This is a genomic window from Streptomyces mayteni, assembly GCF_054783955.1.
Map to the genome: position 1 here is coordinate 76,769 of NZ_BAAGPR010000011.1, position 18,694 is coordinate 95,462.

At 71.6% G+C, this 18,694-nt stretch carries 19 protein-coding genes and 1 pseudogene; 10 read left to right on the plus strand and 10 right to left on the minus strand.

Annotated features, from left to right (window positions below; translation table 11 throughout):
• Window positions 1-118: 118 nt before the first annotated feature.
• From ACYVPE_RS07895 to pepN, 3 genes are all read right to left on the minus strand, one after another.
• Window positions 119-823, minus strand: a complete 705-nt coding sequence (locus ACYVPE_RS07895) for a response regulator (protein ID WP_461032705.1) — start codon at window positions 821-823, stop codon at window positions 119-121.
• Window positions 820-2,139 carry a sensor histidine kinase gene (locus ACYVPE_RS07900; protein ID WP_461032706.1) on the minus strand — a complete coding sequence of 440 codons (1,320 nt, stop codon included), beginning with the start codon at window positions 2,137-2,139 and terminating at the stop codon, window positions 820-822. The genes ACYVPE_RS07895 and ACYVPE_RS07900 overlap by 4 nt, the downstream gene beginning before the upstream one ends.
• Window positions 2,140-3,115: 976 nt before the next feature.
• Window positions 3,116-5,704: an aminopeptidase N gene (gene pepN / locus ACYVPE_RS07905; RefSeq protein WP_461032707.1), complete on the minus strand. Its 2,589-nt coding sequence runs from the start codon at window positions 5,702-5,704 to the stop codon at window positions 3,116-3,118.
• A gap of 200 nt (window positions 5,705-5,904) precedes the next feature.
• Between pepN and ACYVPE_RS07910 the strand changes: the two genes are divergently transcribed.
• From ACYVPE_RS07910 to ACYVPE_RS07925, 4 genes are all read left to right on the plus strand, one after another.
• Window positions 5,905-6,534, plus strand: a complete 630-nt coding sequence (locus ACYVPE_RS07910) for a mycothiol-dependent nitroreductase Rv2466c family protein (RefSeq protein ID WP_461032708.1) — start codon at window positions 5,905-5,907, stop codon at window positions 6,532-6,534.
• Between the two features lie 292 nt (window positions 6,535-6,826).
• A complete protein-coding gene (locus ACYVPE_RS07915; protein WP_461032709.1) occupies window positions 6,827-7,405 on the plus strand; it encodes a biotin transporter BioY in 579 nt (192 codons plus the stop codon).
• Between the two features lie 22 nt (window positions 7,406-7,427).
• Window positions 7,428-7,904 carry a ribose-5-phosphate isomerase gene (locus ACYVPE_RS07920; protein WP_461032710.1) on the plus strand — a complete coding sequence of 159 codons (477 nt, stop codon included), beginning with the start codon at window positions 7,428-7,430 and terminating at the stop codon, window positions 7,902-7,904.
• Window positions 7,904-8,728 (plus strand): Fpg/Nei family DNA glycosylase, encoded by an 825-nt coding sequence (locus tag ACYVPE_RS07925; protein ID WP_461032711.1) that lies wholly within the window; start codon window positions 7,904-7,906, stop codon window positions 8,726-8,728. The genes ACYVPE_RS07920 and ACYVPE_RS07925 overlap by 1 nt, the downstream gene beginning before the upstream one ends.
• 29 nt (window positions 8,729-8,757) lie before the next feature.
• Here ACYVPE_RS07925 and ACYVPE_RS07930 read toward each other — a convergent pair whose 3' ends face one another.
• Genes ACYVPE_RS07930 through ACYVPE_RS07950 form a run of 5 tightly spaced genes read right to left on the minus strand, consistent with a single transcriptional unit; the run spans window position 8,758 to window position 12,028 of the window.
• Window positions 8,758-9,492: an AAA family ATPase gene (locus tag ACYVPE_RS07930; protein WP_461032712.1), complete on the minus strand. Its 735-nt coding sequence runs from the start codon at window positions 9,490-9,492 to the stop codon at window positions 8,758-8,760.
• Window positions 9,493-9,500: 8 nt separating this feature from the next.
• Window positions 9,501-10,334 (minus strand): aminoglycoside phosphotransferase, encoded by an 834-nt coding sequence (locus ACYVPE_RS07935; RefSeq protein ID WP_461032713.1) that lies wholly within the window; start codon window positions 10,332-10,334, stop codon window positions 9,501-9,503.
• 19 nt (window positions 10,335-10,353) lie between these two features.
• Complete coding sequence (locus ACYVPE_RS07940; protein ID WP_461032714.1) at window positions 10,354-11,322, minus strand: radical SAM protein; 969 nt, start codon at window positions 11,320-11,322, stop codon at window positions 10,354-10,356.
• A 32-nt stretch (window positions 11,323-11,354) separates the two neighbouring features.
• Complete coding sequence (locus ACYVPE_RS07945) at window positions 11,355-11,594, minus strand: DUF7848 domain-containing protein (protein ID WP_461032715.1); 240 nt, start codon at window positions 11,592-11,594, stop codon at window positions 11,355-11,357.
• A complete protein-coding gene (locus ACYVPE_RS07950) occupies window positions 11,591-12,028 on the minus strand; it encodes an ATP-binding protein (protein WP_461032716.1) in 438 nt (145 codons plus the stop codon). Before ACYVPE_RS07950 ends, ACYVPE_RS07945 begins: the two co-directional genes overlap by 4 nt.
• A 181-nt stretch (window positions 12,029-12,209) precedes the next feature.
• Between ACYVPE_RS07950 and ACYVPE_RS07955 the strand changes: the two genes are divergently transcribed.
• The 3 genes from ACYVPE_RS07955 (at window position 12,210) to ACYVPE_RS07965 (ending at window position 14,030) form a co-directional block, all read left to right on the plus strand.
• Window positions 12,210-13,073, plus strand: a complete 864-nt coding sequence (locus ACYVPE_RS07955; protein ID WP_461032717.1) for a helix-turn-helix domain-containing protein — start codon at window positions 12,210-12,212, stop codon at window positions 13,071-13,073.
• A complete protein-coding gene (locus ACYVPE_RS07960; RefSeq protein ID WP_461032718.1) occupies window positions 13,073-13,294 on the plus strand; it encodes a DUF397 domain-containing protein in 222 nt (73 codons plus the stop codon). The genes ACYVPE_RS07955 and ACYVPE_RS07960 overlap by 1 nt, the downstream gene beginning before the upstream one ends.
• A gap of 181 nt (window positions 13,295-13,475) precedes the next feature.
• Window positions 13,476-14,030: a hypothetical protein gene (locus tag ACYVPE_RS07965; protein ID WP_461032719.1), complete on the plus strand. Its 555-nt coding sequence runs from the start codon at window positions 13,476-13,478 to the stop codon at window positions 14,028-14,030.
• 342 nt (window positions 14,031-14,372) lie between these two features.
• Here ACYVPE_RS07965 and ACYVPE_RS07970 read toward each other — a convergent pair.
• Window positions 14,373-14,507 (minus strand): annotated as a pseudogene (locus ACYVPE_RS07970) (Fic family protein); the annotation flags it as partial.
• Between the two features lie 69 nt (window positions 14,508-14,576).
• Between ACYVPE_RS07970 and ACYVPE_RS07975 the strand changes: the two are divergent.
• The 3 genes from ACYVPE_RS07975 (at window position 14,577) to ACYVPE_RS07985 (ending at window position 17,085) form a co-directional block, all read left to right on the plus strand.
• Window positions 14,577-14,738, plus strand: coding sequence for a hypothetical protein (locus ACYVPE_RS07975; protein WP_461032720.1), 162 nt, complete (start codon window positions 14,577-14,579; stop codon window positions 14,736-14,738).
• Between the two features lie 184 nt (window positions 14,739-14,922).
• On the plus strand, window positions 14,923-15,894 hold the full coding sequence (locus ACYVPE_RS07980) for an aldo/keto reductase (RefSeq protein ID WP_461032721.1): 972 nt from the start codon (window positions 14,923-14,925) through the stop codon (window positions 15,892-15,894).
• Between the two features lie 48 nt (window positions 15,895-15,942).
• A complete protein-coding gene (locus ACYVPE_RS07985) occupies window positions 15,943-17,085 on the plus strand; it encodes a hypothetical protein (protein WP_461032722.1) in 1,143 nt (380 codons plus the stop codon).
• 45 nt (window positions 17,086-17,130) lie between these two features.
• Here the strand turns inward: ACYVPE_RS07985 and ACYVPE_RS07990 are convergent, their stop codons facing one another.
• Window positions 17,131-18,591, minus strand: coding sequence for an AAA family ATPase (locus ACYVPE_RS07990; protein ID WP_461032723.1), 1,461 nt, complete (start codon window positions 18,589-18,591; stop codon window positions 17,131-17,133).
• Window positions 18,592-18,694: the final 103 nt, after the last annotated feature.

Genomic DNA, 18,694 nt, shown 5'->3' on the forward strand with positions numbered 1-18,694 from the left:
GCCGTACGGGAGGGAGAGTGCGGCGGTGGCTCGCGTCACCGCGTCACACGACGGAGCTATTCCGGATGTCATACCGGAGTAGGGGGTGGGGGCCCGGGAGAAAGGGGAGCCGGGGTGCCTACTGGTCGCCGGGGGCGACCACGCCCGACTCGTAGGCGAAGATCACCGCCTGGGCGCGGTCGCGCAGCCCCAGCTTGCCCAGGATGCGGCTGACGTGGGTCTTCACCGTCTGCTCGGCCACGACGAGGGTGGCCGCGATCTCCTGGTTGGACTGGCCCCTGGCCACCAGCACCAGCACCTCGAGCTCGCGCGCCGTCAGCCCCTTGAGCCGCAGCGCCGGGTCCCGGCGGCGCGGGGTGGCCGGCCTGGCGGCGAAGTCGGCGATCAGCCGGCGCGTCACCGAGGGCGCGAGCAGCGCGTCACCGGCGGCCACCACCCGCACCGCCGCGATCAGGTCGGCCGGCGGTGCGTCCTTCAGCAGGAAGCCGCTGGCCCCGGCGCGCAGCGCCTCGTACACGTAGTCGTCCACGTCGAAGGTGGTGAGCATCAGCACCCGCGGCCGGTGCACCACCCCGGGCGGCGGGTCGAGGAGCCGACGTGCCGCCTCCAGGCCGTCCATCACCGGCATCCGCACGTCCATCAGCACCACGTCCGGGTGCTGCCGGCGGCTGAGCTCCACGCCCTCGGCCCCGTTGACCGCCTCGCCTACCACGTCGATGTCGCTCTGCGCGGCGAGCAGCGCCGCGAACCCGGCCCGCACCATCGCCTGGTCGTCGACGATCGCCACGGTGATGGCGCTGGTGGCGCCTGTGGCGCTGGTCATGCGGTCTCCCCCGGGGTTGGTTCGTCCAGCGGCAGGACGGCCGCCACCCGGAAGCCGCCCTCCGGCGTCGGGCCGGTCTCAAGTGTGCCGCCCACCAGGCGGGTTCGCTCCCGCATCCCGACCAGACCGTGCCCGGTGCCCTGCGTCTCCAGGGGCGGCGCGGCGCTGGCCGGCGGGTCGTTGACCACCTCCACGCGCAGCGCCGAACGGTCCTCGGGCACGGCCACGCGCACCGTCGCCGCGGCCCCCGGGGCGTGCCGTATGACGTTGGCCAGCGCCTCCTGCACGATGCGGTAGGCGTTGAGGCCGATCGCCTGCGGCAGTTCGGCCGGCTCGCCGGTGACCGTCAGCCGGGCCGCGACCCCGGCCCGTACCGCCGACTCCACCAGCGCGCCGATCTCGTCGAGGCCCGGCTGCGGCACCAGCTCCGCCTCGGCCCCTGAGTTCTCGGCGCGCAGCACGCCGAGCAGCCGCCGCATCTCCGCCAGCGACCGGCGCGCGGTGTCGGCGATGGAGGCGAACTCGGCGCGGGCCGGCTCCGGCACGCCCTCGATCCGGTACGGGGCGCTGTCGGCCTGCACGGTGATCACCGACATGTGGTGGGCGACGACGTCGTGCAGCTCGCGAGCGATCCTGGCGCGCTCCTCGAGCAGGGTGCGGCGGGCCCTTTCGGCCTCGCTGATGGTCTCCTGCTCGGCCAACCTGCGCTGCGCCTCGGAGCGTTCGCGCACGGCGCCGCCGGCCAGCAGCACCGCGCCGGAGAGGACGACGAACAGCACGTTGGCGCCCGGCGAGTGGCTGGGGCGCAGCAGGCCGAGCAGGATCGCGGCGACCAGGGTCACCAGCCACACCGCGACCAGGGTGCGGCGGGGCAGCCGGAGGGAGAGCGACAGGCAGAGGACGAGGTAGCCGACGATCGTGCCGGGCAGCCACGGCCACGACTGGCTGCCCAGGTCGCCGGCCCAGGCCAGGAGGGCGAGCGCGGTCAGCACGTCGGCGCAGAAGACGACGTACCAGGCCCTCAGCGGCCGGGCCCCGGCCAGCAGCAGCGGCGCGGTCTGCGCGACGCCGAGCAGGCCGGCGAGTCCGCCGGGCAGGCCGTGGGTGTGCAACAGGACGACCACGGTGGTGGGCAGCAGCGAGGCGGTCAGCGCGACGGCGAGGACGTGCGGCAGCAGCCGCATCCACAACTTCGGCGCGCGGGCGAGCAGCGCCTCGCCGGCCTCGGGCGCGGCGAGCGCCTGGGACAACAGCGCGCCCTGCCGGCGGGTCTGCCCGAGCAGCCGGCCGGCATGCGATTCGGAACCTGGAGCCACGATCCGCCAGCGTACGGCCTCCTGGCCGGGGGCGGCCGCCGGGGAGCTTTCCCCACCCTCCCCCAGCCTGGCGGCTGGGAGGTGCCCCCACGAGCCCGTTCTCGCGCTGCGCGCGGCGCAGTCGCGCTGCGCGCGAACCCGGCCGGCCCGGGGCCTCGGCGGCTGCGCCGCCCGGCCCCCATGGACCGGGGCCGTCGGCGTCCCGGACGGAGTCCGGCGCAGCCGCCAGGGCCTCGCACGGCAGGGGGCGCGCTTCGCGCGAGGCGAGGCCGCCCGGCCCCCATGGGCCAGGGCCATCACCGTGCGCGGCCCCTCCCCCAGCTAACGGGCCCCAGCCGTGGGGCCCCGGACGGAGTCCGGGGGCTGGGAGGTACCCCTGCACGGGGGCAGGGGCGCGCTGCGCGCGGGGCTGGGCCGGTCCGAGGCCTCGGCGGCTGCGCCGCCCGGCCCCCTTGGGCCAGAGCCATCACCGCGCGCGGCCCCTCCCCCACCCGCCGCTCCGGCGGATGGGCGGGGCGCCGCAGGCGAGGGTGGCCGAGGCCTCGGCGGCTGCGCCGCCCGGCCACCATGGGCCAGAGCCATCACCGCACGCAGCGCGATCCCCCACCCGCCGCTGGGGCGGGTTGGCGGGAGCATCCCGCGCGGCGCGTCGAGGCCCGGGCGGACGCGGACCCGGGCCAGGGCGGCTTCGCCGCACAGCCCCCTTGGCCAGGGCCATCACCGTGCGGGGCCGATCCCCCACCCGCCGCTGGGGCGGGTTGGCGGGACCGGGCCCCGGGGCCCGGCGGCTTCGCCGCACGGCCGCCGTGGGTCGGGGCGACCCGCGCGGCGGGTCGAAGTCCGGGCCCGTGGGGCCGTGTTGCCCGTCGGGATGGGGCGGGCGGCCTGCCGCCAGGCGCAGGTGGCCCGGGGCCTCGGCGGCTGCGCCGCCCGGCCAGCCGGCCCGCGCGGCCCGCCGGCAGGCGCCGGTGGGGGGCTAGGCGGCCGCTTGGCCGCGTAGGGCGCGGGCGAGGTCGTCGTGGGCTTCGAGGACGAGGCGGCGGAGTGCCGGCGGTGCCGCGGCGTGTGTGGTGAGCCAGGCGTCGGTGGCGTCCAGCGTGGCCTGCGCGTCCTGGTAGGTGGGGAAGAGGCCCCGCACGACGGCCATCGCGATCTCGATGGTCCGCTTGGCCCAGATGCCCTCGATCACCTCGAAGTACCGCTCCGCGTACGGCGCGAGCAGCTCCCGCTGGCCGGACTGGGCGAAGCCGTCGATCGTGGCCTCGACCAGCGCGTTGGACAGCGCGTCCGACTCGACGACGTCGGCCCAGGCGCGGGCCTTGACGTCGGCCGAGGGGCGGGCGGCGAGGCAGCGCACGTGGTGGCGCTTGCCGGACGCGGTGTCGTCGCGGGCGAGTTCGTCGGCGAGTTCGGCCTCGCCCGCGTGGCCGTGGGCGACCAGCGGTTCGAGGAAGGTCCAGCGCAGTTCCTGGTCGACGTCGAGGCCCTCGATCTCGGCGGTGCCGGCCAGCAGGCCGGTCAGCAGCCGGAAGTCGTCGTCCGACGTGGCGCAGCCGGCGAAGAAGCGGGCCCAGGCCAGCTGGTGGTCGCCGCCAGGGGCGGCGAGCCGCAGCTGGTGGAGGGCCGCTTCGGCCAGCCGGCGCCCGGCCTCGTCGCGCACGGCGCGCGGGGTGTAGTGCACCAGGGCCGAGTGCGCCCAGGCGTGCACCATCTGGAGCACGCCGACCTCGGTCTCGGCGCCGCCGAAGTCCCGCACCAGGGCGAGGAAGTCGCGGGCCGGCAGCAGCGCGTCCCTGGTCAGGTTCCACAGCGCGGACCAGCACAGCGCCCGCGCCAGCGGGTCGGCGACGTCGCCGAGGTGGGCGCGGAGCGTGTCGAGCGAGCGCGCGTCGAAGCGGGCCTTGCAGTACGTCAGGTCCTCGTCGTTGACCAGGATCAGCTCGGGCCTGGCCGCGCCCACCAGTTCGGGCACCTCGGTGGCCGGCCCGTCGACGTCGATCTCGGCGCGGGCGTAGCGCAGCAGCGGGCCGCCCGGCTCCTCGTGGCGGTAAAGGCCGACGGCCACCCGGTGCGGGCGGAGCGTGGGGTGGCTCTCGGCGGCCTCCTGGCGGATGGTGAAGGAGGTGATCACGCCGTCCGCGCCGTGGTCGGCCTCCGGCGTCAGCGAGTTGACGCCGGCGGTCTGGAGCCAGGCGGCGGCCCAGCCGGTCATGTCGCGGCCCGAGGTCTCGCCGAGCACGGCGAGCAGGTCGGCGAGCGTGGTGTTCCCGTAGGCGTGGCGCTGGAAGTAGCGGCGCGCGCCCTCCAGGAAGGCGTCCCGGCCGACGTACGCCACCAGCTGCTTGAGGACGCTGGCGCCCTTGGCGTAGGTGATGCCGTCGAAGTTGAGCTTGGCGTCCTGGAGGTCGCGGATGTCGGCGGTCACCGGGTGGGTGGAGGGCAGCTGGTCGGCCCGGTAGGCCCACGCCTTGCGGCGGTTGGCGAAGGCGATCCAGCCCTCCTCGAAGCGGGTGGCCTCGACCAGTGAGAACGCGGCCATGAAGTCGGCGAACGACTCCTTGAGCCACAGGTCGTCCCACCACTCCATGGTGACGAGGTCGCCGAACCACATGTGGGACATCTCGTGCAGCAGGGTGTTGGCCCGCCCCTGGTACGCGGCGCGCGTGGTGCGGCCGCGGAAGACGTACTCCTCGCGGAAGGTGACGAGGCCGGGGTTCTCCATCGCGCCGATGTTGTACTCGGGGACGAACGCCTGGTCGTACTTGCCGAAGGGGTAGGGGAAGCCGAAGTTGTCGTGGAAGAAGTCGAAGCCCTGCTTGGTGGTGGCGAAGATCTCGTCCGGGTCGAAGTGCCGGGCCAGGCCCTTGCGGCAGAGCGCGCCCAGCGGGATCTCCAGGGTCTCGCCGCCCGGCAGTTCGCGCCGGTAGTGGTCGGTGACGTGGTGGTAGGGGCCGGCGACGACGGCGGTGATGTAGGTGGAGATCGGCTTCGTCGTCGCGAAGCGCCAGGTCGCGGCGGACGACTCGGGCAGCGGCTCGCGCCCGGTCTCGGCGCCGTTGCCCAGCACCGTCCAGTGCGCGGGGGCGGTGATCCGGAGGTCGAACGGGGCCTTGAGGTCGGGCTGTTCGAAGTTGGCGAAGACGCGGCGGGCGTCGGCCGGCTCGTACTGGGTGTAGAGGTAGATCTCCCCGTCCTCGGGGTCCGTGAAGTGGTGCAGCCCCTCGCCGGTGCGGCTGTAGGCGCAGGCGGCGTCCACGGTGAGGACGTTCTCGGCGCGCAGCCCCGCGAGCAGCACCCGGCTGCCGTCGAAGACGCGGTCCACCGGGAGTTCGGCGCCGTTGAGCGTCACCGAGTGGACGTGCGGCGCGAGCAGGTCGACGAAGGAGTCGGCGTCCTCCGCCGCGCAGGAGAAGCGGACGGTGGTGGTGGACCTGAAGGTGCGGGGGCCGGTGGCCGGCGCCGGCTCGACGGCCGACCGCAGGTCGAGCGACACCTCGTAGCCGTGGACGGTCAGCAGTCGGGCGCGCTCGCGGGCCTCGTCCCGGGTCAGGTTCTCTCCTGGCACGTGTGCTGCTCCCTCTGCTTCCGCTTCCGCTGCCTTCTCGCTTCTCGCCCTGAGCGCGGCCAGCATGTCATGGGACGCGGGGCCCCCGCACGGGAGGAATGCGGGGCGCCGGGTCGGTGTTGCGGCTGGTGTGGCCGGCGCACCGACCGGCTGCTTCGCCCCGCCCGCCCGATCCGCGCCGTGCCGCGTGAGGAGATCCGATGTCCGAGAAGACCCCGGCCGACTTCTGGTTCGACCCGCTCTGCCCCTGGGCGTGGATGACGTCGCGCTGGATGCTCGAGGTGGAGAAGGTCCGCCCCGTCGAGGTGCGTTGGCACGTGATGAGCCTGTCGGTGCTGAACGAGCCGAAGATCGACGAGCTGCCCGACCGGTACCGCGAGCTGCTGAGCGCCGGCTGGGGCCCGGTGCGGGTGTGCGTCGCCGCCGAGCAGGAGCACGGTCCCGAGGTGTTGGGCCGGCTCTACACGGAGATCGGCACCCGCTTCCACAACCGGGGCCAGGAGCGGAACCGGGCCACGATAGAGGAGGCGCTGGTGGCGGCCGGGCTGCCGGCCTCGCTGGCCGACGCGGCGGACTCCGAGGCGTACGACGAGCGGCTGCGCGCCTCGCACAAGGAGGGCATCGACCTGGTCGGGCAGGACGTCGGCACGCCGGTGATCGCGGTGCCGGGCTCCGACGGGGAGCAGATCGCGTTCTTCGGCCCGGTGGTCACGCCGGCGCCGAAGGGCGAGGCGGCGGCGCGGCTGTGGGACGGCACGCTGCTGGTGGCCTCGACGCCCGGCTTCTACGAGATCAAGCGCACCAGGGACGCGGAGCCGCAGTTCGACTGACGGCCCACGCCGCACGGCCAAGGAGACCGGCCCGCCGCCTGTGCGGTGAGAAGACGATCGGGCGGCGGGCCGGGCCGCGGCACGCCCGGGTAACGGCCGGGCGGCGCGCCGTCCCATCCTGCCAGTCGATCTTCGAAACGACGATCGGGATCCCACCGCGCGGTCGCGCACACTGTCGTCTTCCACCAACGGCGCTGTGGTGGATATGTCGGCAAACCCACGCGAAGATCGTCCATGTCTTCGGTTAGCGTCAGGGTGTCTCCCTCCCCCGCCTCACCCCTGGAGTCCTCTGATGAGCACAGCCGTGCTGGCCGATCTGCTGCCCACCGCGTCGACGGCGTCCCGAGCCAGGGCCCGGGACGTCGCCCTGATCGTCGGCGGCGCGGTGCTCACCGGCGTCGCGGCCCAGTTGTCCGTTCCGGTGCCCGGCTCGCCGGTGCCGGTCACCGGCCAGACGTTCGCCGCCCTGCTGGTCGGCGCCTCGCTCGGCAGCGTGCGGGGCCTGACCTCGATGCTCCTCTACATGACGGCCGGCATGGCGGGCATGCCGTGGTTCGCCGAGGGCCAGTCCGGCTTCGGGATGCCGTCGTTCGGCTATGTCATCGGCATGACGCTGGCGGCCGTCGTCGTCGGCGCGCTGGCCCGCCGCGGCGGGGACCGCACCGTGCTGCGCACCGTCGGCACCATGGCCGTCGGCACCGTCATCATCTACGCGGTCGGCGTCCCCTATCTGGCCCTGCACACCGGGATGTCGACGAGCGAGGCGATCGCCGCCGGCCTGACGCCCTTCCTGCTCGGCGACGCGCTGAAGGCGGCGCTCGCGATGGGCGCGCTGCCGGCCGCCTGGCGGATCGCCGGCCGCCGCGACTGAGGCCCGTGAAAGACTCTCGACCATGCGCGTCTATCTCGGCTCCGACCACGCCGGCCTCGAGCTCAAGAACCATCTGACCGACTGGCTGAAGGAGCACGGGCACGAACCCGTCGACTGCGGCCCGTTCGTCTACGACGCCGAGGACGACTACCCGCCGTTCTGCCTCCGCGCCGCGGAGCGGACGGCGGCCGACCCGGAGTCGCTCGGCGTCGTCATCGGCGGCTCGGGCAACGGCGAGGCCATCGCCGCCAACAAGGTGAAGGGCGTGCGCTGCGCCCTCGCCTGGAGCGAGGAGACGGCGCGGCTCGGCCGGGAGCACAACAACGCCAACGTGATCAGCGTCGGCGCCCGGATGCACTCGGCCGACGAGGCCACCTCGTTCGTCGCCGTCTTCCTGACCACCCCCTACTCGGGCGCCGCCCGCCACACCCGGCGGATCGACATGCTCTCCGGCTACGAGACGGACGGCACGCTGCCGCCGCTCCCCCACCACGGCTGATGCCCGAAGGGCACACCATCCACCGGTTGGCCGCCGACTACCGCGAACTGCTGGGCGGCGGCCGGCCGGTGCGGGCGGACAGCCCGCAGGGCAAGTTCGCGGACGGCGCGGCGCTGATCGACGGTCAGCCGCTCACCGCCGCCGAGGCCCACGGCAAGCACCTGTTCCTGAACTTCGGTCCCGTCGGCTGGGTCCACATCCACCTGGGCCTGTACGGCAAGGTCGCCTTCGGCGCGGGCCCCGCGCCGGCCCCGGTCGGCCAGATCAGGCTCCGGCTCGCCGGCCAGGCCGGCTACGCGTTACTCCGCGGCCCCACGGCCTGCGCGCTGCTCACCTCGCCCGAGAAGGACGCGATCACGGCCCGCCTCGGCCCCGACCCGCTGCGCGCCGACGCCGACCCGGCCCTGGCCTTTCGCCGGATCGCCGCGAGCCGCGTCACCATCGCGGCGCTGCTGATGGACCAGCGGATCGTGGCGGGCGTGGGCAACGTGTACCGGGCCGAGGTGCTGTTCCGCCACGGCATCGACCCCTACCGCACCGGCCGTTCCCTCTCCCCGGCCGAGTGGTCAGCGATCTGGTCCGACCTGGTGGCGCTGATGCGGGAGGGCGTCCGCCGTGGCCGCATCGACACCGTCAGGCCCGAGCACACGCCCGAGGCGATGGGCCGCCCGCCGCGGGTCGACGACCACGGCGGCGAGGTCTACGTCTACCGCCGCGCCGGCCAACCCTGCCTGGTGTGCGCCGCCGAGGTGCGCACCGCGACGCTCGCGGCGCGCAACCTCTTCTGGTGCCCGGCCTGCCAACACCGCCCGACGGCGCCGTAGCCCGAGGCGCCCGAACAGGCGCAGTGCCGCTACTCCGCCAAGACGCGCCGCAGGTACTGCCGGGGGTCGGCCAGGTACCGGCGCCAGTGGTCAACGAGTTGCAGGTCCGCCCACTCCGTCACACGAATCCCGTGATCGCCGAACTCGAGAATCCGCGCCCCTGGCATAGCCGTGAGCAGCGGCGAGTGCGTGGCGCAGATGATCTGGCCGCCAGATCGGCCGAGTTGGTCCATCAGTGCGACGAGGTGGAGGCACGAGCTGAACGACAGCGCGGCCTCGGGCTCGTCCATCAGGTACAGCCCCGGCTGGTCGAACATCGTGTCCAGGACGGTGAGGAAGCCCTCGCCGTGGCTCTGTTCGTTGAGGTCCTGCTCCCAGAAGCCGAGGCTCCCGGACACGTTCTGCGCGAGGTTGAACAGAGTCTCAGCCCGCAGAAAGAACCCCTGCCGCTTGCGACGCGGCCCGGAGACCAATCGAATTCCGGCACTGGTGAAGTCGGCGCGCAGCGCCCGACCAAGCGGAGTGACAACTGCGGCGCTGGCGTACTTCGTCCCGGCCTTGCCGCCCTCCGAGTTGATCTTCGCCACCTCAGCGACGGCCTCGACGACAGTCGACTTGCCGGACCCGTTCTCGCCGACCAGAAAGGTGACGGGCCGGTCGAACTCAATGCCCGCCAAGCCCAGTTGCCGCACTGGGGGAAGTGTGAAGGGCCAGCCGTCGCCGGTTCGCGGCTCGGAGTCGAGGTGAATTCGGGTGATGAACATGCTCGTTGTCAGCCGTCCTGAGCCAGAAGACGATCAGCGAGTTCGCGTAGCGGCAGCACCAGGTCACCGTACTCGCCGCCCAGGGCGCGCCTGAGGAGGTGAGCGATCACGCAGAGCTGCGCATACCGCCCCTCGGGCGGGTCCAGTACATCCGCGAACACCTCATGCACCCGGCGCGCCGTTCGCGGTACAAGCAGGCTGTGGCAGTAGAGGCTGGCGGCGCCGTACCCGGCCGGCGCGCGCCCCCAGCTCTCCCAGTCCAGAACCCATAGCTGCGGGGCGGTGAGGTTGGACCACTGGATATCCATGTGTTCGGTGCGCCAGGCTGGCTCAAGCCGTAGGGGGCGCTCACCGAAGAAGACGCGCAGAGACGGGTCATACCAGCCACGGGTCTCCGAGCCTCGCGTGGTCGAGTACTCGCCAAGAGTGTCCGTGGCCTTTCGGAGCTCCTGCCACCAGGCGTCAGGGGCCACGAACTCCTCTCGCAGCTCGGGCGTGGGCGAACACGGCCGGTCGGGCACGAACGTCATGAGCTCACCGCAGTTGACCACGGCTTCTTCTCGCCACGTTGCTCTGTCCACGAACGCCGGCTTGGGGATCCCATGGAGATCCGCCGCATCCCGGTTGCCGGTCCAGTCGTCGCTCTCCGTCCAGTCCTCGTGCTCCCCCGTAGCGCGTAGCCAGAGCTTGCGGCCTCCCCTGACTACCGGAACGCCGATCGTGCGATCTCGCCAGCCGAACACGGCACCCCGCTCAGCCGCCTCGTCGAGAGGCACATCGAGTCGTTCTGCCGCCTCGCGGAGGACGCGCCACAGATAGCGGCGCTGCGCCGTTTCACTCATGTTCGTTCGTTGCCTCGGATCACCTGGTGGGTCTGCATGTGTTCGGCCGGCAGTTCCGGTCCGGACCACACGCCTGGTCCTTGGGTACGCAGGGACCACACGTGTAGTTCGGTGCGCAAGTATTCGTCGGTCGACAATTCTGCCGAGGGGCACAAGCCGGGCTACAACTCGGCCCGCACTGAGGGTTGCACATCTCGGGCACACAGGGCCGCAGCTCCGCGAAGCGTGCCGCGAGATCGGTCGCCGTCGCGGTCATGGCGGCCCCCGACCAGACCTCACCGAGCGATTCGGAGCGCACGTTGCCGACCGGCAGCCACCGAGAGAACACGCATGGCCAAACCCACCCTTCCGGCGATACGGCCGCGACTCCCTGGGCGCAGTTGCCGCAGAGCTGGGCTACCGACGGCGAGGCGTCACGGATCCCTCGCCCAACCTGGCGTAGCCGATCCGTTCCGATCTCCGTGACGCCGAGCCCTTCAAGCTCTCGGCGGGCCTGCGCGACACGTTGGTCGTCGTTGACGTCGATGATCCCGACCCGGAGCGGGATGCCGCGCCGCGCCGCCTCAGCGATGTTGGCCTTGGTCCTGGCATAGCTGCCTCTCCGAGTGGTGATCGCCTCGTGCTGCGATGCCTGGTCGGAGTAGTAGCTGGTGGCCAGCGAGACGGATGGGTGACCGTAGACGTCCCACCAGCGCGGCTTGACGTGCACGAGGTTGGTGAAGACCTCGACCTGGAGCCCCGATTCCACCGCGTGGACCAACAGACGCTCGAACTCGGGGTGCGTGGTCGGCTCGCCGCCGATCAACTGGACCATGGAGACGCCGAGGTCGGCCGCCTCTTCGATCACCCGGCGCCAGTCGTCGGCCGTCATGCTCCCGTGGGAACCCGTTGGGCCGGACTCGGCATAGCAGGTCACACATTCGAGCTGGCAGCGGCCGGTGATCTCTAACCAGACGAAGTCGAGTTCGCGCGAAGCCACGTGGGTCATCGTCTCCTCCTTGTTCTTGTTTTCCTCATCAGTCAGAGCCACCTACCGGGCACGGCCCGGTAGGGGAGGGTGACGCGTTGGCGGTAGGTGAGGTGGTCGGGGCTGTGGCGGAGGTGGCGGAAGGTCCAGTCCAGGGCGGCGTCAGCGGTGTCCTCCTCCGGGCCGTACTGGTCGCGGACGGCGCACTCCATCGCGAAGCGCGGCGGCTCGGCGTCCGGTTCCTCATCCGGGAGGACGCTCCACTCACGGAAGCGGAAGGCGCGGCCGCTCACCAGGCCACGCCAGCGTCGTCGTCGTTGAGGCCGCAGGCGAACCAGACGGTCTTGCCCCGGCGGGCGCAGGTGGCCTCGTAGCCGAAGCGGCGGGCCATCGTGCGGAGCATCCAGAGGCCACGCCCGGACTCGGCGTCCCAGTCGGGGGCGATGATCCGGGGCAGCTCGGACGAGTAGTCGAAGACCTGGACCACCGCCTCGCCACCGATGCGGATCACCTTGAGGTAACAGCGCGGACACTCCACGTGCTTGACGACGTTGGAGAGCAGTTCCGAGACCCCGAGCCGAGCCAACTCCACCGCGCCGGGCGGCGCGTCCCAGCCGCGCAGCACGTTGGTGACCCGCTGCCGCCACGCCTCGATCTCCTGCGGGCGAGCCAGTAACGCCCAGCCATACGCGTGCTGTTCCTTGGCGATGCGAGCCGGGACTGTCATGGCACCTCCCGCGCCGTGATCTTGCGTAGCCGTGCGGACGCGCACGGTATTACCTTGGGGACGATGACACGTGCGCAAACTTGCGCGCAATGATTGGGAATCAAAATGTCTGCGCGAAGGATTAGTTGGCATATGCGTGACCTGAGGCCGCCAGTAAGGTGCGGGCGAAGGAGGAGACTTCATGACGGACGCACAACCCAACATCCACCGGCGACGCCTCGGCCTGGCGCTCAAGGCGCTACGGGGCAACACCGGTATGACGCTCAAGGAGGCCGCCGAGAAACTGGCCCTGGCGGGAGAATCGGCGCTCAGCCGGATCGAGCACGGCAGGCAGCGGGTGCCGCCGACCTCGATCTTCGGCTACTTCGAGATCTACGGCGTCAAGGACACCGACCGGCGGGAGTACCTGCTGTACCTCGCCAAGCACGCCTCATCGAGCAAGCCGAGCAACCTCTTCGAGGAGTACCGCAACGCCATCCGGGACCCGTTCGCGAACTACCTCCAGCTTGAGGAACTGGCGTCAAAGTACGAGACGTTCGCGGCCATGGTGCCCGGGCTCCTCCAGACCGAGGCATACGCGCGAGCGTTGGTGCGAGGAAGCCGGAAGTGGCAGACCGACCGGGAGGCGGACACCTTCGTCCGGCTGCGGATGAAGCGACAGCAGGCGCTCACCCGGGAGAACCCGCTGCACCTGTGGTGCGTCTTGGACGAGGCGGCACTGCGCCGGCGGATCGGCGGGCCGGCAGTAATGAAGGCACAGCTCCAGCACCTGTTGGAGGTCACCGAGGAACATCGACACGTCACGATCCAGGTGCTGACCTTCGAGCGGGGAGCCCACTCGGCGCTGGACGGCGGCTACTCCCTGATGCACTTCCGGGCCGGGCCGCCAGTCGTCATCGTCGAGCCGATGACAACCGCCTTGTACCTGGAGGAGGATAGGGACCTCGGTCGCTATGAGACGGGCTTCAACCATCTCCGCACCGAGGCGCTCGACGCAACCGCGTCGCTCCGATTCATCCGTGACGTGATCAGGGAACACAGCTGATGATCAAGCAGGTCGACCTCTCCAACGCCACCTGGACGAAGAGCCACCGGAGCAACGGCGGCGACAACTGCCTTGAGGTGGCCTTCGTCGACGGCGTGGTCGCCCTCCGCGACTCCAAGGACGTCGGCAAGCCCGGCGCCCAGATACTCCTGCTCTCCGAGGACGACTACCGCGCCTTCGTCGGCGGCATCCAGGACGGGCAGCGGGACCTGCTGCCCTGACCGCCGGGTCCCGCCAGGGAGCTCGCGTTCGCCGACCGATCGTGAAAGGCGACGAGTGGAAGACGTCAGACTCACCCACTGTCCGAGATGCGGCAACCTCGAAGCGAACGGATGGCACCTGCGGGACCTGTCGGACGGGTCCTGCCAGGAGCGCGGAGTCGGCGGCTGCGCGGAAGAGCCGGTGACCCTGGAGCAGGCCGCCCTCGCGACGGGGATGACCGATGAGGACATCCTCAGAGAGATGTACTGCCGTGGCTACATGAAGGAGGAACTGGTGGCGGCGGCGGAGCGCGGCCTGCGCATGGCGCAGCCCCATTTCACCGGGATACCGTTCCCCATGATGCGGCCCGATACCGTGCCGGAAGCTGTTCACCATCTCACCGAGGGGGCCGTCCCGGCGGCCCCACTCATCGACGAGGCGCGGGTACGCGCCGAGTACCCGAGCCTGCGGCGGGTCTGGGGCAGCCCAAGACTGTGGAGCGGGCGGCTGGACGAGGCCGCCGAGATCATGCGGGTCAACCTGGAGCGCGACCGGAAATGGTTCCAGCGCACGGACCGGAGCTATCTCTGGCGGCGGAAGCGCTTCAACTATTTTCGCGTTGAGACAAGGCCGGACGACTACTGCGCGATGGTCAGCTCCTTCTACGGAAAGCCGCCGGTCACCTGGTACGGCTACCGGCTCTGGCGAACCGAGGACAAGATCTTCCTCTGCGGCCACTCGCGAATCATCCTCTGAGCCTCGGCCCTTCTCAGCGGGCCGGCCCGGGCCGCCGGTCAGACCGCGTACGGGTCGGTCAGCACCATCGGGGTAGGGCGATGTCCAGCGTCGACGCGGGGAAGCGGGGGCCGGCGACGTAGTAGCGGGCTCGGGTGCGGCCGACCGGTTCGTGCCCTGTCCCGTGGCGCAGTCGGCGAGGGCCGCCCACACGCGTCCTGAGCGGTCGAGGCGGCCTCGCACGGTGTTGCCGGGGCGCCCAAGCCACGCCTCGGGGGCGAGGACGCTCCCCCGAGCGATGACCAGCGTCTGCAGCGAGCGGGACATCCGGCCGTTCCCGTCGGCCCAGGGGTGGATCGAGGCCAGGTGCAGGTACGCCATCGCCGCTCGGACGAGCAGGTGTGTGTCGACCTTGGCATTGAGCCGATCGACGAGTTCGGCGATGAGGGGGCCGGGGACGCGGTCGGCCGCCGGAGCGGTGTAGGCGGCGATGCTGGGGTCGCGGGCGTCCGTGACGCAGACGGGCCCCTTGCGCCACTGCCCGGCCGGCTTCCGGGGGCTGTGCCGGTGGCCCTCCGAGACCCCGACGTCTCGCTCGCCCCCATCAGGTCCTCGACATCGACCGTGGCGACCGTGAAGCCCTCGATGGAGTTGGACGCCGCGACCGCGTCCGCGGTGAGGAATGTACAGAGCCGGGCAGTCCGCTTCAGCGGGCTGGCGCTGATCTGATCGCGCAGGGCGTCTCGCAGGTGGCCGATCCGCGCGAGGACGCGATCGTCGTCGGGGGGCGCAGGGCCGGCGTTGGGTGGGGCACCTGAGAATCCCTGGAGGGGCGCGGTCATCACGTCAAACGCGGCCGCCGCGACACTGGCGCGCACGGGAATCCGACGACGTGTGGGAAGGACGGGGCTCGATGAAGTCGAACCGGCTCGGGCGCAGCGCGGTGGAGGTCACGGAGTTGGGCTGCGGTGGCGGGCCGCTCGGCGGCCTGTTCGCGGCGGTGGAGGACGGGACCGCGGCGGCGACACTGGCGGCGGCCTGGGATTCCGGCATCCGCTACTTCGACACCTCCCCGCACTACGGCATCGGGCACTCGGAACGCCGGATCGGCGCCTTCCTGCGGCAGCGGCCGCGCGCCTCGTTCACGCTCTCGACGAAGGTCGGCAGGTTGCTGGTCCCGCAGGACCCGGCCGGGCAGGTCGAGGAGTTCCAGGTGGCGCCGACGCACCGCCGGGTGTGGGACTTCTCCCGCGACGGCATCCGGCGCAGTGTCGAGGAGTCCCTCACCAGGATGGGCGTCGACCGCGTCGACACGCTGTTCCTGCACGACGCGGAGGAGCACTTCGAGGACGCGCTGCGCGACGGCTACCCCGCTCTCGCCGAGCTGCGCGCCGAGGGCGTGGTGGGCGCGATCGGGGCCGGCATGTGGCACACCGGCCTGCTGAGCAGGCTGGTGCGGGAGGCGGACGTCGACGTGTTGATGCTCTCCGGCCAGTACACGCTGATGACGCAGGTCGGGCTGGACGAGCTGCTGCCGGCGTGCGTCGAACGCGGGGTCTCCGTGCTCGCCGCCTCGGTCTTCAACTCCGGCCTCACGGCCACCGCGCGGCCGACGGCGGACGCGCACTTCGACTACGCGCCGGCGCCCGAGCCGGTACTGCGCCGGGCGCACGCGATCGCCGACGTCTGCGCGGCGCACGGCGTGTCACTCCCCGAGGCGGCGCTCGCGTTCCCGCTGCGGCACCCGGCGGTGGCGGGCGTCGTGGTCGGCATGCGGTCGCCCGAGGAGGTGCGGGGGAACGTCGCGGCGTTCGAGGCGGAGGTCCCGGAGCGGATGTGGGCCGATCTGAAGGACGCGGGCCTGCTTGACGCGCGCGCGGCCTGACGGGCCAACGGGGCCTACGATACGGCCATGTTTCGCCGGAGGACTCCCGTGCAGAACCGGACCATCGCCAAACATATGCGACGCTATTTCGGATCGCTCAGCGCTCACGATCGGGCAGATACAGCGAAGCTCGCGCTGCGCTACGGAACATACTGGTGGTCCACTTGGCGTGACACCCTCAAAGACGAGAAGGCACTGTCACGGTCACGCTTCCACATCGCCCTTTCCACGGGCAACGATATTCAGGCCTTCACCGATCTGACCAAGCGCGTCGTACTGGTGACCGACACGCTGCTGCTGTCGCACAAGTGGTCCGGGGCTTTCCATGAACTCGGCACCCGCCAGCAGACCATTGCCAGTGGGCCCCCTCGTCCACGCGGCATCGCCGATGAGTTTCGGGACATCGATCTCCACATCCCGGGAAGGGCCGCCGGGGCAGCACTGGCCAACAGGTACCGCGCCGTGGATTACAACAACCAGACGACGACCTATGGGATGAGGTGCCCCGACCTCGACGCACTGGGGGGCTGGATTCGCGATTCCGAGCCGCTGCTCACCGCCGGGCTCGCGTGGTATCTCCCCAGCTACTCCACGGGTGGCTACCGCACCGTCGCCGGGGTTCGCCAGTACGATCCGGGCGCCAATCCTCGACGCCACGAAGCCATCGACTACCTCATCAGGGATGGCCGCGCGGTGGACGCGTCCGGCGCGGAGCCGATCAAGAGCCAGCTCATCCGTCCACTGCTGCGCGCGGAACTACCCTTCATCCAAGGCGTGAGCCTGCGCGATTTCAGCAATATCACGGTTCAGGAATTCGGCTCCTACACCGCGTTTCGCGACTTCCTTCGCCTGCGTTTCATCGAACTCGACGGCGCGCTCAACGCCGTACAGTCCGAACGGGAAATCGTGAAGCTCGCTCTGCACATCAACGACGGGATCCGCGCCGTGGGAGCCGAGATGGCGAACACGCGCCGGAAGCGCGCCGTGGCCGCCAGCGGTGCCGTGCTGGGCTCGGTGGGGACCATCCTGGTGGCCGTTTACGGCCCGGCACTGGCGGCCGCGGTCGCGGCCGTCGGAGCAGGCGGCGGCCTGTGGGGAATCATCAACTCCTTCTCCGAACACAGCATGCGGGACCTGCGCGAGAACAAGTGGTACTACGTGTGGGTTCTGGACGGGAAGAAAGCCGACTGAGAACGCGGGCGCGGCCGGCCCACCGCCGTCGGCCGACCGTAGGGGTCAACCGTAGAGCTCGGCCAGGCCAATCAGCCTGATCTCCTCGCCGCCGGCACGCGCCGCCTCGGCGCGCAGCGCGTCGGTGAAGCCGGCGGCGCCGAAGCAGGCGAGGGCGCAGGCGCCGGTGTCGAGCCCCCGGGCGGCGAGGAGTTCGCGGGCGCGGCGGAGGCGGTCGAGGTGCGGCAGGCCGAGCACGGTGCCCCACTTGGCCTCGCCGAGCAGGGTGACCGAGGCGCGGCCGGCTCCCGTGCCTGGCTCGACGACCGCGACGTCGATCTCGATGCGCTGCCGCGCCGCCGGGTCGGACACGATGCCGCGGCCGACCTCGCCGGACGGCGCCGTGTCGAGCACGTGCTCGCGGCAGATCGCCTCGAAGTGGGGGCCCGCTACCTGGGCCGCGAACCGCTCGGCCGCCTGCTTCCAGACCTGGACGGCCTGGCCGCTCTCCAGCCTGGTCCAGGCGGGCCGCATCACGGCCTCGTAGAAGGTGATCAGCGGCTCGGTGATGCGGTAGCAGGACTTGCCCGCGCGGAAGATGTCGGCCTCCCGCGCCATGAGATGGGTGTCCTCGAGCACGTTGAGCGGGTGGGAGATGTCCACCGCCTTGCGGCCGATGTAACCGGCGATGCCGCCGCGCGTCGCGTTGCCCTGGGCGACGGCGGCGAGCACCGAGTGATAGAGCGAGACATCCCTTATGTCGGTCTCCTCGGCGAGCAGGTAGCGGGCCTCGCGGAAGAGCGGACTGAAGGGGGACAGCACGGTGCGGCAGAGCCAGTCGTCGAAGTCGCCGAGGCCGCTCGGCACGTCGTCGGCGAGGAACTGTCGCCGGTAGGCCGGGGTGCCGCCGAGCACGGAATGCAGCCGGACCGCGAGCGCCGGGTCGTCGGCGACGCCCCAGAACTCGGCGGCGGTGCGGTACCCGAAGGGGCGCACGACGAGCTCCAGCTGCGCCCGGCCGCGCAGCGGCGCCGAGCTGGCGAGCAGCCCGCCCATGACGGACATGGCGGAGCCGCAGAGCAGCAGCCGCATCAGGCTCTCGCCGGCTTGACCGCGGTCCGTCTCGCGCTGGATGAGCGAGGGCAGCTCGGGCGCCGCCTTCACCAGGTAGGGGAACTCGTCGATCACCACGAGCAGCGGCCCGTCCCCGCGCCGGTCGGGGGCGGCGAGCGCGTAGAGGTAGGAGATCGCGTCGTCCCAGGTGGCGAAGGTGAACGGGGCCGGTGAGCCGCCGTACGCGGCGAGCGCGGCGCCGAACTGACGCAGGGACTCGGCGGAGGTCGCCTCGGTGGCGCCGAAGTAGAAGCCGCCGAACTCCTCGACGAGTGCTCGGAGGAGGAAGGTCTTCCCCATGCGCCGCCGGCCGCTGACCACGCCGAGCATGGCGTGCGGGGTCGCCCGCCGGGCGAAGGCGGCGAGGCCGGCCCACTCGGCCTCGCGGTCGAAGACATGTGACGGCTTGCGCATCCTGGCGGGCCCTTCGCTAGGAGTACAGTCCTTAGGAGTGTACTCCTAGCTTATCGGCCGGGCCTGGCGGGCACGGCGTGACCGCGCGGGGCGCCGATAGCCT

Coding starts and splice junctions, on each gene's coding strand:
- ACYVPE_RS07895 (WP_461032705.1), bottom strand. CDS start 823: ATGACCAGCGCCACAGGCGCCACCAGCGCCATCACCGTGGCGATCGTC.
- ACYVPE_RS07910 (WP_461032708.1), top strand. CDS start 5,905: ATGTCCGAGAAGACCCCGGCCGACTTCTGGTTCGACCCGCTCTGCCCC.
- ACYVPE_RS07915 (WP_461032709.1), top strand. CDS start 6,827: ATGAGCACAGCCGTGCTGGCCGATCTGCTGCCCACCGCGTCGACGGCG.
- ACYVPE_RS07920 (WP_461032710.1), top strand. CDS start 7,428: ATGCGCGTCTATCTCGGCTCCGACCACGCCGGCCTCGAGCTCAAGAAC.
- ACYVPE_RS07925 (WP_461032711.1), top strand. CDS start 7,904: ATGCCCGAAGGGCACACCATCCACCGGTTGGCCGCCGACTACCGCGAA.
- ACYVPE_RS07930 (WP_461032712.1), bottom strand. CDS start 9,492: ATGTTCATCACCCGAATTCACCTCGACTCCGAGCCGCGAACCGGCGAC.
- ACYVPE_RS07935 (WP_461032713.1), bottom strand. CDS start 10,334: ATGAGTGAAACGGCGCAGCGCCGCTATCTGTGGCGCGTCCTCCGCGAG.
- ACYVPE_RS07940 (WP_461032714.1), bottom strand. CDS start 11,322: ATGACCCACGTGGCTTCGCGCGAACTCGACTTCGTCTGGTTAGAGATC.
- ACYVPE_RS07950 (WP_461032716.1), bottom strand. CDS start 12,028: ATGACAGTCCCGGCTCGCATCGCCAAGGAACAGCACGCGTATGGCTGG.
- ACYVPE_RS07955 (WP_461032717.1), top strand. CDS start 12,210: ATGACGGACGCACAACCCAACATCCACCGGCGACGCCTCGGCCTGGCG.
- ACYVPE_RS07960 (WP_461032718.1), top strand. CDS start 13,073: ATGATCAAGCAGGTCGACCTCTCCAACGCCACCTGGACGAAGAGCCAC.
- ACYVPE_RS07980 (WP_461032721.1), top strand. CDS start 14,923: ATGAAGTCGAACCGGCTCGGGCGCAGCGCGGTGGAGGTCACGGAGTTG.
- ACYVPE_RS07990 (WP_461032723.1), bottom strand. CDS start 18,591: ATGCGCAAGCCGTCACATGTCTTCGACCGCGAGGCCGAGTGGGCCGGC.